Source organism: Pseudomonas sp. NFIX49, from assembly GCF_900115915.1.
Taxonomy (GTDB): Bacteria; Pseudomonadota; Gammaproteobacteria; order Pseudomonadales; family Pseudomonadaceae; genus Aquipseudomonas; species Aquipseudomonas pharyngis.
The window spans coordinates 82,901-97,460 of sequence record NZ_FOYE01000007.1 but is presented as its reverse complement, the minus strand read 5'-3'; the positions used below and the strand labels follow the sequence as shown (position 1 = coordinate 97,460).

Below are 14,560 nucleotides of genomic sequence, written 5' to 3'. Positions count from 1 at the left end.
CAGCATGGATAAAGTCATTGTGATCACCGGCGGTGGTCGTGGAATCGGCGCCGCCACCGCGCTGTTGGCTGCCGAGCAAGGCTATCGGATCTGCATCAATTACCAGACCGACGAACAGGCCGCTCACCACGTGCTGGACCAGGTGCGTGAGCGCGGCGCCACAGCCATCGCCGTGCGTGCCGACGTCAGTATCGAAGACGAAGTGATTGCGCTGTTTCACCGGGTCGACACCGAACTGGGCCGTGTCACCGCCCTGGTCAACAACGCCGGCACCGTGGGGCAAAAATCCCGGGTCGACGAAATGTCCGAATTCCGCATTCTCAAAATCATGAAAACCAATGTGCTGGCGCCGATCCTCTGCGCCAAGCACGCGATCCTGCGCATGTCGCCCAAACACGGCGGGCAGGGTGGCAGCATCGTCAACGTCTCCTCGGTCGCCGCGCGGCTGGGCTCGCCGAATGAATATGTCGATTACGCGGCGTCCAAAGGCGCGCTGGATACGTTCACCATCGGTCTGTCCAAGGAAGTGGCGGGCGAGGGGATTCGGGTGAATGCGGTGCGTCCGGGTTACATCTATACCGACTTCCACGCCTTGAGCGGCGACCCGGATCGGGTCAGCAAGCTGGAGTCGGCGATTCCGATGGCCCGGGGCGGGCGGCCGGATGAAGTGGCGGAGGCGATTGTCTGGTTGCTGTCGGACAAGGCTTCGTATGCCACGGGGACTTTCGTCGATCTCGGCGGCGGCCGTTAATGATCGTTCCCACGCTCCGCGTGGGAATGCAGCCCAGGACGCTCCGCGTCCCTTCCAGAGCTGGAACGCGGAGCGTCCCTTGAGGCATTCCCACGCAGAGCGTGGGAACGATCATCGTCTAGGCGTTGAACTGGTTGCGTGGGAACGATCAGCGGTCTTTCAAAACGACCGCACAATCCGCCCCAGCGTCTCCATCGCTTTCTCCGCATCCTCGGTCCACGGGCTGCCGTAGTTCAATCGAATGCAATTCCTGAAGCGCTGGGTCGGCGAAAAAATCGGCCCCGGCGCAATGCTGATCCCCTGCGCCAACGCCATCTGAAACAACTTCAACGAATCCATCTGCGGTGGCAGTTCCAGCCACAGAAAATAACCGCCGGCCGGTTGGCTCACACGCGTCTGCGCCGGGAAGTAGCGGGCGATGGCGGCGAGCATGGCGCTTTGCTGTTCTTCCAGGGCATAGCGCAGTTTGCGCAGGTGACGGTCGTAGCCGCCGTGTTGCAGGTAGTCGGCGATGGCCGCTTGTGCCGGCATCGAGGCGCACAGCGAGGTCATCAGTTTCAGTCGTTCGATTTTCTGTGCGTAGCGGCCGGCGGCGACCCAGCCGATGCGGTAGCCGGGGGCCAGGCTCTTGGCGAACGAGCCGCAGTGCATCACCAGCCCTTCGGTGTCGAAGGCTTTGGCGGGTTTCGGCGCCTGCTGGCCGTAATAGAGTTCGGCGTAGACGTCGTCTTCGATCAGCGGCACCTGATGCTGTTTCAGCAGTTCCACCAGTTCCTGTTTCTTGGCCTCGGGCATGGTCGCGCCCATCGGGTTCTGGAAACTGGTCATGCACCAGCAGGCCTTGATCGGGTGCCGTTCCAGTGTCTGGGCAAGCACGCCGAGGTCGATGCCGTCGCGCGGGTGCACAGGGATTTCCACGGCTTTGAGCTTCAGGCGTTCGAGTACTTGCAGGCTGGCATAGAACGCCGGGGCTTCGATGGCCACCAGATCGCCGGGTTCGGTCACAGCTTGCAGGCACAGGTTCAGTGCTTCGAGGGCGCCGTTGGTGATCAGCAGTTCTTCCATCGGCAGCATCAGGCCGCCGACCATGTAACGCAGGGCGATTTGCCGACGCAGTTGCGGGTTGCCCGGCGACATGTCGGTGACCACCATGCGCGGGTCCATTTCCCGGGCGGCGCTGGCCAGTGAACGGGACAGGCGTTGCAGCGGGAACAGGGTCGGGCTGGGGAACGCTGAGCCGAACGGCACGGTGCTCGGGTCTTTGATTGATTCGAGCACCGAGAACACCAGCTCGCTGACGTCGACCTTGGTGGACTCGTTGACCTGGCTGCTGATCACCGGCTCCGAGAACGGGCTCGGGGCGTGGGTGTTGACGAAGTAGCCGGAGCGCGGCCGGGCGCGGATCAGGCCGCGACGCTCCAGCAGGTAGTAGGCCTGGAACACCGTGGACGGGCTGACGCCGTAGGTCTGGCTCGCGTAGCGCACCGACGGCACCCGCTGACCGGGGCCGAGGACGCCGGAGCGGATCAGTTCAGCGATGTCGTCGGCGAATTTTTCGTAGCGTTTCATCGGGGGCCTTGGTGCTGGTTGAATGTGTAGAGTGTCAGGGAAAAGCCCCCTCACCCTAGCCCTCTCCCGGAGGGAGAGGGGACTGAACGAGTTGTTTGTTTGAGTTACGCCGACTTGAAAGTCCGGAGTCGAACTCGGGTTTGCAAGCAACTGAGATTTGCTCCCTTTCCCCCTCGCCCCCTCGGGGGAGAGGGCTGGGGTGAGGGGGGAGATTCTAAGGGATCAGCGATTCATCGGCGCAACAAACCGGCTCTTCGCCACGCTATAAATCCCCGGCTCATCACTGTCGGCAATCCTGAAGCTCAAGGTCTGCGAGCTGCTGGCCGGGCGTTCGGAGGTCATCGCCACCGACACCGGCACATCGACGATCTCGCCCGGCGCCAGGCTCAGTTCGGTCTTGCCTTGCAGCTCGAAGCCTTCACCGTCCACCAGCGTCAGGTGGTAGTCCTGCCGCTGCTGGGTTTTGTTGATGACCTTGAGGGTGTAGATGTTTTCGATCTGGCCCTGAGCGTTTTCACGGAACAGGCCACGGTCCTTGGTCACGTCCAGCGAGACCATCGGCCGCTCGACCAACGCCAGGGCGAGGGCGCCGATCATCACCACCAGCACCGCGACGTAGCCGATCAGCCTTGGACGCAGCAGATGCGTCTTGCCACCCTGCAACTCGCGCTCGGAGGTATAGCGAATCAGGCCACGGGGGTAATTCATCTTGTCCATGATCGAGTCGCAGGCGTCGATGCACGCCGCGCAGCCGATGCATTCCATTTGCAGGCCGTCGCGGATGTCGATGCCGGTCGGGCAGACCTGCACGCACAACTGGCAGTCGATGCAATCGCCGAGGCCGGCTTCGGCCGGTTTCACCTCGCGCTTGCGCGGGCCCCGGTTTTCGCCACGGGCGGCGTCGTAGGAAATGGTCAGGGTGTCCTTGTCGAACATCACGCTCTGGAATCGCGCATACGGGCACATGTGCATGCACACCGCTTCACGCAGCCAGCCGGCATTGATGTAGGTGGCAGCGGTAAAGAACAGCACCCAGAACAGACTGACGCCGCCGATCTGCAGGGTCAGCAGTTCTTCGGCCAGCGGCCGGATCGGGGTGAAGTAGCCGACGAAGGTCAGACCGGTCAGCACACTGATCGCCAGCCACAGCGTGTGCTTGGCCGCACGCCGCGCCAGTTTGTTCAAGCTCCAGGGCGCCGCCTGCAACTTGATCCGCTGGTTGCGCTCGCCTTCGGTGATCTTCTCGCACCACATGAAGATCCACGTCCACGAACTCTGCGGGCAGGTGTAGCCACACCAGACCCGGCCGGCGAACACGGTAATCGCGAACAGGCCGAACGCGGCGATGATCAGCAGCGCCGAGAGCAGAATGAAATCCTGCGGCCAGAACGTCGCGCCAAAGATGTGGAATTTGCTTTCGGAAAGGTCCCAGAGCACTGCCTGACGACCGCCCCAGTTCAGCCACACCGTGCCGAAAAACAACAGGAACAGAAACCCCGCACCACTCATGCGCAAGGTGCGGAACAGGCCGGTGAAGCTGCGGGTGAAAATCTGATTGTCGCTGGTGGCGTGTTTCGCCTTCATTGGGCGCGCCGGGACTTTTTTTATCCGGGGAGATGCTTCTACGGTTCGGACGGGGATTCGTTCGCTCATGGTCGTTCGCTCATCAGCCTCCATCAGGCCAGGGAACTATGAGCGCCGATCTGTTTGCATAACAGACTCAGGTATTTCAATAAAAAGCGTATCAGATGGGCTGTTCTGCCACGCCTGCGACAACTTGAAGCAGCCCGCAGGCCAAGGCGCAAATGCCTATCCCAGACGCCTGCGCCGGTTGTTGATCGAGGTCAGTCAAATCACCGAATCACTGTCGTCGGCCTTCAGGTGTTTGCGCCCATCCCGGGCGCCTGCGACGGTCAACGCATCAGCTTCGGCCTCGGTGACGTAGATGCGCCGTCCTTCCACTTCGACGAACGACATGGCTTTTTCGCTATCGGTCCTGACTTCCAGCGTGTCGCAGATCCGGATTTCCTCACCGTTTTCAACGGTGAAAAAACAGACTTTCGATTCCGGATTGCTTTCATCGATACGAAGGGGCATGGGGTTGTCCTTTTTTCACGGGAGTCTGAATCGTTAGGGTGCGCGGTTCTGCAGATCGTTCTACGCAACCGATTAATGGTCGGCGCTGTCCATCCTTTATCAACTCATAACAAGGACTGGACGATGAACGCCTGGTGGCATGAAGTGTGGGAAACCATGCAAGCGGAATTCGCCGACATCGGCGATGCGTCGCAGCTGACCCGGATCACCGTGCGCCTGTTGATGGCGGCCATATTGGGCGGGATTCTCGGGTTTGAGCGCGAGCACAAGGGCAAGGCTGCCGGGGTGCGAACGCACATGCTGGTAGCCCTTGGCGCGGCGTTGTTCGTGCTGGTACCGCAATTGTCCGGATCCCAAGCCGATGCCATGAGCCGGGTGGTGCAGGGCGTGATTGCCGGGATCGGCTTTCTCGGCGCCGGCACCATCCTCAAGAACCACGAAGGCGACGAAGGCCACGTCAAGGGCCTGACCACCGCCGCCGGTTTGTGGATGACCGCCGCCATCGGCGTCGCGGCCGGTCTGGGCCGCGAGGCGACGGCGGTGCTCAGTACGTTGCTCGCGTTGGGGATCTTCAGTGTCATGCCGCGGATCGTCAGGGTCTTCGAAAAGGATCACATCGAGAAGGACCGCATCGAGAAAGACCACAACGACCTACGCTGATCAGACGATTACCGGCGGCATGGTCGTCGGCGGTTCTTCCTTGGGCGGTGGCGTGGTGCCAGGCGGCTCCTGTTCAGGGATCGGTTGCGGTTCGGTTTCGGGCAGGGTCGGTTTGTCGATGTTCGGATCGGGTGTTTCAGCGGGAATCGGAATAGTCATCGGGTGAACCTCCGTGTGGCACTTGGCGTGGGACGTGCTTAAGTGGATTGACCACTTCACTGCGAAATCGATCCGATTTTGTAGCGCGGCAAATCCCTGTGAACTTTTCCCGGCGTCAGTCGCTCGGAACCTGAGAGAGTTCATCATCGGGCGCAGGCCCGGCCGTGACCGCCAAACAGGCAAACGAGCGTCCTTGGGGCGTTAAGGAGAGATGCTCAATGACTGCTGAAAAACCTTCCGAACAGAGCTACAACCCGCACATGCCGCTGTCGCAGGCCTTGCTGTTGCCGCGCATCGTCATTGAAAACACCATGCCGACTCTCGACGGCGGACAATTTGCCGTCAAGGCAATCGCTGGTCGGGAGATCGTGGTCACCAGCAAGGTGTTCGCCGACGGTCACGACAAACTGGCGGTGCGCATCCGCTGGCGCGAAGAGGGTGACGAGACCTGGCAGACCGAAGTCATGAGCGATCAGGGCAACAATGGCTGGCGCGGTGTGTTTCAGCCGCAGCGCATGGGCCGTTATCTGTTCCTGATCGAAGCCTGGATCGACCAGTTCGCCAGTTTTCAGTACGAACTGGAGAAAAAGCACACCGCTGGCGTCCCGGTCAGCCTCGAGCTGCAAGAGGGACGCACCATGGTGCAGCAGGCCGCCGAGCGCAGCGAAGGTCAGCTCAGCGAACAACTGGCCGCTCTGCACCACGAATTGTCCGGCCTGCTCGAAACCGAGCAGGTCGCGTTGTTTCTGCACTCGCGCAGTGCGCAACTGATGGCCGAGGCCGATCACCGCGCCTACTTGAGCCTCAGTGCGGAATTCCCGGTGGACGTCGAGCGCGAATTGGCGGAATTCGCCAGTTGGTACGAACTGTTTCCCCGCTCGATCACCGACGATCCCGCCCGCCACGGCACCTTCAATGACGTGCACTCGCGCCTGCCGATGATTCAGGACATGGGCTTCGACGTGTTGTATTTCACGCCGATCCACCCGATTGGTCGCAGCCATCGCAAGGGGCGCAACAACTCCCTGACCGCCGGCCCGGATGATCCCGGCAGCCCGTATGCGATCGGCAGCGAGGAGGGCGGCCACGAAGCGATTCACTCGCAACTCGGCACCCGTGAGGACTTCCGTCGGCTGGTGGCCGCCGCTGCCGAGCATGGTCTGGAAATCGCTCTCGACTTCGCGATCCAGTGTTCCCAGGATCACCCGTGGCTGAAGCAGCATCCGGGCTGGTTCAACTGGCGTCCGGACGGCACGATCAAATACGCGGAGAACCCGCCGAAGAAATACCAGGACATCGTCAACGTCGACTTCTACGCACCGGAAGCGATTCCGAGCCTGTGGGTCGAGTTGCGCGACATTGTGGTCGGCTGGGTGCAGGAGGGCGTGAAGATCTTTCGCGTCGATAACCCGCACACCAAACCGTTGCCGTTCTGGCAATGGTTGATCGCTGATGTCCGCACGCTGTACCCGGAAGTGATCTTCCTCGCCGAGGCTTTCACCACCCCGGCGATGATGGCGCGGCTGGGCAAGGTCGGGTACACCCAGAGCTACACCTATTTCACCTGGCGCAACACCAAGGCCGAACTGGCGACCTACTTCACCGAACTCAATGAATCACCGTGGCGCGAATGCTACCGGCCGAATTTCTTCGTCAACACCCCGGACATCAACCCGGCGTTCCTGCATGAGTCGGGACGTCCCGGATTCCTCATTCGCGCGGCGCTGGCGACCATGGGTTCGGGCCTGTGGGGCATGTACTCGGGGTTTGAACTGTGCGAATCGGCGCCGGTGCCGGGCAAGGAGGAATACCTCGATTCCGAGAAGTACGAGATCCGCGTCCGCGACTTCAACCAGCCCGGCAACATCATTGCCGAGATCGCCCAGCTCAACCGCATCCGCCGCCAGAACCCGGCGCTGCACAGCCATCTGGGCCTGAAGATCTACAACGCCTGGAACGACAACATTCTGTATTTCGGCAAGCGCAGTGCGGACGGCAGCAACTTCATTCTGGTGGCCGTCAGCCTGGATCCGCATAACGTACAGGAGGCGAATTTCGAGCTGCCGCTGTGGGAAATGGGCCTGCCGGACGATGCCACCACCCACGGCGAAGACCTGATGAACGGCCATCGCTGGGACTGGCACGGCAAGTACCAGTTCATGCGGATCGACCCGGCATATCAGCCGTTTGGAATCTGGCGGATCACTTCTTCCTGATCGACTTGATCGGTTCCTGATCGTTCCCACGCTCCGCGTGGGAATCCATACCGGGACGCTCCGCGTCCCAAAGCGGACGCAGAGCGTCCATGGCGGCATTCCCACGCGGAGCGTGGGAACGATCAGAAGCAGCTTCGGCTTCAATGAATTCAACAGGAGTTTCACATGGCGAAGAAACCCAAGGCAGCCACCTTTATCAAGGATCCGCTCTGGTACAAGGATGCGGTCATCTATCAAGTTCACGTCAAATCCTTTTTCGACTCGAATAACGACGGGATCGGCGACTTTCCAGGCCTGATCGCCAAACTCGATTACATCGCCGATCTTGGCGTCAACACCATCTGGCTGTTGCCGTTCTACCCCTCGCCACGCCGCGACGACGGTTACGACATCGCCGAATACCGGGGCGTCCACAGCGATTACGGGACGATGGCCGACGCCAAGCGCTTCATCGCCGAAGCACACAAGCGTGGCCTGCGGGTGATCACAGAGCTGGTCATTAACCACACCTCCGATCAGCATCCGTGGTTTCAGCGGGCGCGCAAGGCCAAGCCCGGCTCGGCAGCGCGGGATTTCTATGTGTGGTCGGATGACGATCAAAAATACGACGGCACCCGGATAATTTTCCTCGACACCGAAAAGTCCAACTGGACCTGGGATCCGGTGGCGGGCCAATACTTCTGGCACCGCTTCTATTCGCACCAGCCGGATCTGAATTTCGACAACCCGCAAGTCATGAAAGCCGTGCTGTCGGTCATGCGTTACTGGCTGGACATGGGCATCGACGGCCTGCGACTGGATGCGATTCCGTACCTGATCGAGCGCGATGGCACCAACAACGAAAACCTCCCGGAAACCCACGACGTCCTCAAGCAGATCCGCGCCGAAATCGACGCCAACTACCCGGATCGCATGCTGCTGGCCGAAGCCAACCAATGGCCGGAAGACACTCAGTTGTACTTCGGCGACACCGACGCCGAAGGCGTGAATGGCGACGAATGCCACATGGCGTTCCACTTTCCGCTGATGCCGCGCATGTACATGGCGCTGGCCCAGGAAGATCGCTTCCCGATCACCGACATCCTGCGCCAGACCCCGGAGATCCCGGCCAATTGCCAATGGGCGATCTTCCTGCGCAATCACGATGAACTGACGCTGGAGATGGTCACCGACAAGGAACGGGACTACCTGTGGAATTACTACGCGGCCGACCGTCGCGCACGGATCAACCTCGGCATCCGCCGGCGTCTGGCGCCGTTGATGGAACGTGACCGCCGCCGCATCGAGCTGCTCAACAGCCTGCTGCTGTCGATGCCCGGCACGCCGACCCTGTATTACGGCGATGAGATCGGCATGGGCGACAACATCTACCTCGGCGACCGCGACGGCGTGCGTACGCCGATGCAATGGTCGATCGACCGCAACGGCGGCTTCTCTCGCGCCGACCCGGCCAGTCTGGTGTTGCCGCCGATCATGGACCCGCAATACGGCTATCAGTCGGTCAACGTCGAAACCCAGGCCGGCGATCCGCATTCGCTGCTGAACTGGACCCGACGCCTGCTGACCGTGCGCAAGCAATCCAAGGCGTTCGGTCGTGGCACCTTGAAGATGTTGTCGCCGGCCAACCGTCGCGTGCTGGCCTACACCCGCGAATACACCGGGCCGGACGGCAAGCACGAAATCATTCTGTGCGTAGCCAACGTGTCACGCAGTGCACAAGCGGTGGAACTCGACCTGTCGGCCTACGTCGGCATGGTGCCGGTGGAAATGCTCGGTGGTAACGCGTTCCCGCCCATCGGCCAGTTGAGTTTCCTGCTGACCCTGCCGCCCTACGGTTTCTACTGGTTCGGCCTGGCGGCGGAAAACCAGATGCCGAGCTGGCACGTGGAACCTGCGCAGAGCCTGCCGGACTTCACCACGCTGGTGCTGAAAAAACGCATGGAAGAACTGCTCGAAGCACCGTCCCGGGCCACCCTCGAGCAGGCGATCCTGCCGAGCTGGCTGCAGAACCGCCGCTGGTTCGCCGGCAAGGACGCGGCCATCGACCAGGTGAAACTGGCCTACGGCGTGCGCTTCGGCGATGCGCAGCATCCGGTGTTGTTCAGCGAAATCGAAGTGCAGAGCGGCGGGCAGACCAGCCGTTATCAATTGCCGTTCGGCTTCATTGCCGAAGATCAGGTCGGGCCGGCGTTGCCGCAACAACTGGCCCTGGCCCGAGTGCGCCGGGTTCGTCAGGTCGGGTTGATTACCGATGCGTTCAGTCTTGAAGCATTTGTTCGCGCGGTGCTGCAAGGCATGCAGGGCGGTACGGTGCTGGAGTCCAGTGATGGCGAGATCCGTTTCGAGGCGACGCCGCAACTGGAAAAACTCGGCCTCGGCGCGGAATCCGAAGTGCGCTATCTGTCCGCCGAGCAATCCAACAGCTCAGTGGTGATCGGCAACAGTCTGGTACTTAAGCTGATCCGAAAAGTCGCTTCTGGCGTACACCCGGAACTGGAGATGAGCGCTTACCTGACCGCAGCCGGATTTGCCAATATCTCACCGCTGCTAGGTTCGGTGATTCGCCGCGGCGCCGATGGTGAAGACAATCTATTGATGATTGCACAGGGCTATCTGAGCAATCAGGGCGACGCCTGGGAATGGACGCAGAACAACCTCGAACGGGCGCTGCGCGACGAACTGGCTGACGCCGTGTCCGAGCAGGCGCAGCACTACAACGCCTTGGGCGAACTGAAGGATTTCGCCGGCATGCTCGGCCAGCGTCTGGGGGAAATGCATCAGGTACTGGCAGCGCCGAGCGACAACAAGGACTTCGCGCCGCAAGTCAGTTCGGCCAAGGATGCCCAAACGACCGGCAAGGACGTCGCGGGGCAGGTCGAGCATGCGCTGAAGCTGCTCAAACAGCATCAGGGCGAACTCGATGCGGCGGATCAGAAGCTTGTTGCTCGATTGCTCGACAACAAGAAAACCATCCTTGCCCACGTTCAGGAACTGGCCAAGCAATCCGCCGGCGGTCTGCGGATTCGTGTGCACGGCGACCTGCATTTGGGGCAGGTGCTGGTGATCAAGGGCGACGCGTACCTGATCGATTTCGAAGGCGAACCGGCGCGGCCACTGGCCGAGCGCCGTGGCAAGCACAGTCCGTACAAGGACGTCAGCGGAGTCCTGCGCTCCTTCGACTATGCCGCCGCGATGGCGCTGAATGTGCACAACGTCGACAACAGCCCCGAGGCCGAAGCCGCGCGTCGGCGGGTCACGGAGCGTTACCTGCGTGAAGCCCGGGAAGCCTTTCTCCAGGCATATCGCCAAGCGGCAGCTAGTCTTGATCATGCCTGGCAAGATCCTGAAGGTGCCGACGCCGCACTGGCGTTGTTCGGTCTGGAGAAAGCGGCCTACGAAGTGGCCTATGAAGCCGAAAATCGCCCCACCTGGCTGCCCGTGCCGCTGCACGGCCTGTATGGGTTATTGACGGGGCTCAAACCCTTTTCCGATCTTGGTGGAGAGTAGTCATGAGTTTCTCGAACAGGGAACAGGGTCACGCTAAAGAAAGATTGCTGCCCACTGCAAAAGACATTGATGCCTTGGTGCGCGCAGAACACCACGACCCGTTTTCCATTCTTGGCCCCCACGGCGATGGCGCCGGCGGGCAGTTTATCCGGGCGTATCTGCCCGGCGCGTTGAGTGTTTCTGTTGTCGATAAAAACAGTGGCGAAGAGCTCGGTCCGCTGGAGGCTACCGAAACGCCGGGGCTGTTCGTCGGGCATTTCGAGGGCGCACGGCCGTACCTGTTGCGCACCCGCTGGGCCGGTGGTGAACAGGTCGCGGAAGATCCCTACAGCTTTGGTCAGTTGCTCGGTGAAATGGACTTGTATCTGTTCGCCGAAGGCAATCACCGCGACCTCAGCAGCTGCCTCGGCGCGCAGCTGAAAACCGTCGATGGCGTCGACGGTGTGCGCTTTGCCGTGTGGGCGCCGAATGCCCGGCGGGTGTCGGTGGTCGGTGACTTCAACGTCTGGGATGGCCGACGGCATCCGATGCGCCTGCGGCATCCTTCTGGCGTGTGGGAATTGTTCATTCCGCGCCTGCAGGCGGGGGAACTGTACAAGTACGAAATCCTCGGCGCTCACGGCATTCTGCCGCTGAAGGCCGACCCGATGGCACTGGCCACCAGCCTGCCGCCGGACACTGCGTCAAAAGTCGCCGCGCCGTTGCAGATCGACTGGCAGGATCAGGACTGGATGAGCAGCCGCCACGAGCGCCAGCAGCACAGCGCGCCGCTGTCGATCTATGAGTTGCACGCCGGATCCTGGCAGTGCGAACTCGATGATCTCGGCGAAGTGGCGCGTCAGTACACCTGGCCGGAACTGGCCGAGCGCTTGATCCCCTACGTGAAGGAGCTGGGCTTCACCCACATTGAACTGATGCCGATCATGGAGCACCCGTTCGGCGGTTCCTGGGGCTATCAGTTGCTGTCGCAGTTCGCTCCCAGTGCGCGATACGGCACGCCCGAGCAGTTCGGCGATTTCGTCAATGCCTGCCATCAGGCCGGCATCGGTGTGATTCTCGACTGGGTGCCGGCGCATTTCCCCACCGATACCCACGGTCTGGCGCAGTTCGATGGCACGGCGTTGTATGAGTACGGCAACCCGCAAGAAGGTTTTCATCAGGACTGGGACACGCTGATCTACAACCTGGGCCGCACCGAAGTGCACGGCTACATGCTGGCGTCGGCGCTGCACTGGTTGAAGCATTTCCACGTTGATGGGCTGCGGGTCGATGCGGTTGCGTCGATGCTCTATCGCGATTATTCGCGCAAGGCCGGCGAGTGGGTGCCCAATCGTCATGGCGGTCGCGAGAACCTGGAAGCCATCGACTTCCTGCGGCACTTGAACGACGTGGTGGCACTGGAAGCACCGGGCGCGCTGGTGATCGCCGAGGAGTCCACGGCGTGGCCGGGCGTCAGCCAGAGCACCCAACAGGGCGGGCTCGGGTTTGCCTATAAATGGAACATGGGCTGGATGCACGACTCGCTGCATTACATTCAGCAGGATCCGGTATACCGCGCCCATCACCACAACGAGTTGAGTTTTGGTCTGGTCTACGCCTGGTCCGAGCGGTTCATCCTGCCGATTTCCCACGACGAAGTGGTTCACGGCAAGCATTCGCTGATCGACAAGATGCCCGGCGACCGCTGGCAGAAATTCGCCAACCTGCGCGCCTACCTGAGCTTCATGTGGACCCATCCGGGCAAGAAGTTGCTGTTCATGGGCTGCGAGTTCGGTCAGTGGCGCGAGTGGAACCACGACCAGCAACTGGACTGGTATCTGCTGCAATATTCGGAACACCAAGGCGTGCAGAAACTGGTTGGCGACCTCAACCGGCTCTACCGCGAAGAGCCGGCGCTGCACGAGCAGGACGATGCGCCGCAAGGCTTTCAGTGGTTGATCGGCGATGATGCGATCAACAGCGTTTATGCCTGGTTGCGCTGGAGCAAGGACGGCACGCCAGTGCTGGTGGTGGCCAACTTCACCCCGGTGCCGCGCCAGTCATACCGGGTCGGTGTGCCGTTTGCCGGACGCTGGAAGGAATTGCTCAACAGTGATGCCGACACCTACGCCGGTTCCAACTATGGGAATGGTGGCGGGGCGTTCACCGAAGAGGTGGCGAGTCACGGCCAGGCGTTGTCGCTGGAGCTGAACCTGCCGCCGCTGGCGGTGTTGATCCTCAAGCCTGAAGGCCCAAGCGCGTAACGGATCGCCCCCGACGTAGATCGTTCCCACGCTCTGCGTGGGAATGCCTCAAGGGACGCTCCGCGTTCCAGCTCTGGAAGGGACGCGGAGCGTCCCGGGCTGCATTCCCACGCAGAGCGTGGGAACGATCTGTGACGCCGGGCGTGGGAATGCCTCAACGGACGCTCCGCGTTCGGCTCTGGAAGGGACGCGGAGCGTCCCGGGCTGCATTCCCACGCAGAGCGTGGGAACGATCATGCAGAAGAAGTTACCAGCGCATCCGGATCCCCAGGCTGCCAATCAACCCGTTCAAGTCGTTGTCGTCCACGTCGCTGCTGTAATCGGCGCTGACGTACAGGCTCACCATCGGCGTCATTCTCGCCACCAGCCCCAGGCCGACTTCCACCGTCGAGGACTTGCGGCTGCTGCTGATCTTGTCCACCTGATCCAGCGTCACCGTGTTGCCGGTATACACCGTGTGCCACAAGTTCGTGCGCACGTAGGGCTCGACGGGCAAACCGTTCAGGTCATAGCTACCTTTCAAACGCGCACCGACCCGACCGCTCCACGATGAAATGTCGCTGGAAGACGCATTGCCCGAGCCCGCATAGGGCGTGTCGAGGGTGATGCGCTGATTGATCAATTGCGCCTGCGGTTCAACGACCCAGTTTTCCCCCAGACCGATCGGGAATCCGCCTTCCACCGAAAGCGTCATCGCGCTGCCTTCGGTGGCCAGGCGTGCGCCTTGCTCGTTACGGCTGAAACCGCTGACTCGGCCGCCACTGGCCGACAGATCGACGTGCCAGCCTTGTGGGCCAATCAGGCTGTAGTAAGCGCCCAGGCTCTGGCCTTGCAGGTTGAGGGTGTCGGTGGTCGGGTCGGCGAGGGCGCGGCTGGTGATCAGGCCGTTGCCATTGCCCCTGATCTGATTCACACCGCCGATCAGGCCGACTTGCTGGGTGTGGCCGCTGCTGCTTTTCAAGGTCAGCACGGCGGGTCCCTTGAAGTCACCGGTGCCGGGTATGGCGAAGCCCGGGCTGAGGACGTCGGTTTGCGCCTGACGGGACGTCGGACCGTAAAGCTGCTCCCAGGCCGAGGGGGCGAGGTCTTCGGTAATCAGCTTTGTACCGCGCAGGTCCGGCTGTGGGCTGAGCCGTTGCGGGCCCGGAGTCACGACCGTGGCGGGGAGGGTCATGACGGGAATGTCCTGGCGATACCAGGGCGTCGCCTCGTCCGCCACAGGACCCGCCTGCGCCTCCATGGACGAGCACAGCAAGATAGAACTTGAAACAGTGCAGAACGTGACTTTGATCTCTTGTGAGGTGAGTGAGGTTTTCATGGAGTTCTACCTTGCTAGCGCATGTGGTATCTCGCCTTGG

At 61.5% G+C, this 14,560-nt stretch carries 10 protein-coding genes; 5 read left to right on the top strand and 5 right to left on the bottom strand.

Going from position 1 to position 14,560, the window contains the following annotated elements:
* Positions 1 to 4 precede the first annotated feature (4 nt).
* Positions 5 to 751 carry an SDR family oxidoreductase gene (locus tag BMZ46_RS20560; RefSeq protein WP_039772394.1) on the top strand — a complete coding sequence of 249 codons (747 nt, stop codon included), beginning with the start codon at positions 5 to 7 and terminating at the stop codon, positions 749 to 751.
* Between the two features lie 159 nt (positions 752 to 910).
* On the opposite strand, the gene mapR is transcribed toward BMZ46_RS20560, so the two are convergent.
* The 3 genes from mapR to BMZ46_RS20545 form a co-directional block, all read right to left on the bottom strand.
* On the bottom strand, positions 911 to 2,320 hold the full coding sequence (gene mapR / locus BMZ46_RS20555; RefSeq protein WP_039772397.1) for a GntR family transcriptional regulator MpaR: 1,410 nt from the start codon (positions 2,318 to 2,320) through the stop codon (positions 911 to 913).
* 222 nt (positions 2,321 to 2,542) lie between these two features.
* The gene (gene ccoG / locus BMZ46_RS20550) at positions 2,543 to 3,973 is read right to left on the bottom strand and encodes a cytochrome c oxidase accessory protein CcoG (RefSeq protein ID WP_074690910.1); all 1,431 of its coding nucleotides are present in this window, start codon (positions 3,971 to 3,973) and stop codon (positions 2,543 to 2,545) included.
* Between the two features lie 195 nt (positions 3,974 to 4,168).
* Positions 4,169 to 4,417, bottom strand: a complete 249-nt coding sequence (locus tag BMZ46_RS20545) for a DUF3203 family protein (RefSeq protein WP_007952135.1) — start codon at positions 4,415 to 4,417, stop codon at positions 4,169 to 4,171.
* Between the two features lie 123 nt (positions 4,418 to 4,540).
* Here BMZ46_RS20545 and BMZ46_RS20540 point away from each other — a divergent pair, with 123 nt between their 5' ends.
* A complete protein-coding gene (locus BMZ46_RS20540) occupies positions 4,541 to 5,077 on the top strand; it encodes an MgtC/SapB family protein (RefSeq protein WP_074690911.1) in 537 nt (178 codons plus the stop codon).
* Here the strand turns inward: BMZ46_RS20540 and BMZ46_RS29380 are convergent, their stop codons facing one another.
* Positions 5,078 to 5,236 carry a hypothetical protein gene (locus tag BMZ46_RS29380; protein WP_165369575.1) on the bottom strand — a complete coding sequence of 53 codons (159 nt, stop codon included), beginning with the start codon at positions 5,234 to 5,236 and terminating at the stop codon, positions 5,078 to 5,080.
* Positions 5,237 to 5,454: 218 nt separating this feature from the next.
* Here BMZ46_RS29380 and BMZ46_RS20535 point away from each other — a divergent pair, with 218 nt between their 5' ends.
* The 3 genes from BMZ46_RS20535 (at position 5,455) to glgB (ending at position 13,202) form a co-directional block, all read left to right on the top strand.
* Positions 5,455 to 7,452, top strand: coding sequence for an alpha-1,4-glucan--maltose-1-phosphate maltosyltransferase (locus BMZ46_RS20535; RefSeq protein WP_074690912.1), 1,998 nt, complete (start codon positions 5,455 to 5,457; stop codon positions 7,450 to 7,452).
* Between the two features lie 165 nt (positions 7,453 to 7,617).
* Entirely contained in the window at positions 7,618 to 10,959 is a 3,342-nt protein-coding gene (treS, locus tag BMZ46_RS20530) for a maltose alpha-D-glucosyltransferase (RefSeq protein ID WP_039768123.1), read from the top strand.
* A gap of 2 nt (positions 10,960 to 10,961) precedes the next feature.
* Complete coding sequence (gene glgB, locus BMZ46_RS20525) at positions 10,962 to 13,202, top strand: 1,4-alpha-glucan branching protein GlgB (RefSeq protein ID WP_074690913.1); 2,241 nt, start codon at positions 10,962 to 10,964, stop codon at positions 13,200 to 13,202.
* Positions 13,203 to 13,449: 247 nt separating this feature from the next.
* Here glgB and BMZ46_RS20520 read toward each other — a convergent pair whose 3' ends face one another.
* The gene (locus BMZ46_RS20520) at positions 13,450 to 14,520 is read right to left on the bottom strand and encodes an autotransporter outer membrane beta-barrel domain-containing protein (protein WP_074690914.1); all 1,071 of its coding nucleotides are present in this window, start codon (positions 14,518 to 14,520) and stop codon (positions 13,450 to 13,452) included.
* Between the last annotated feature and the right edge of the window lie 40 nt (positions 14,521 to 14,560).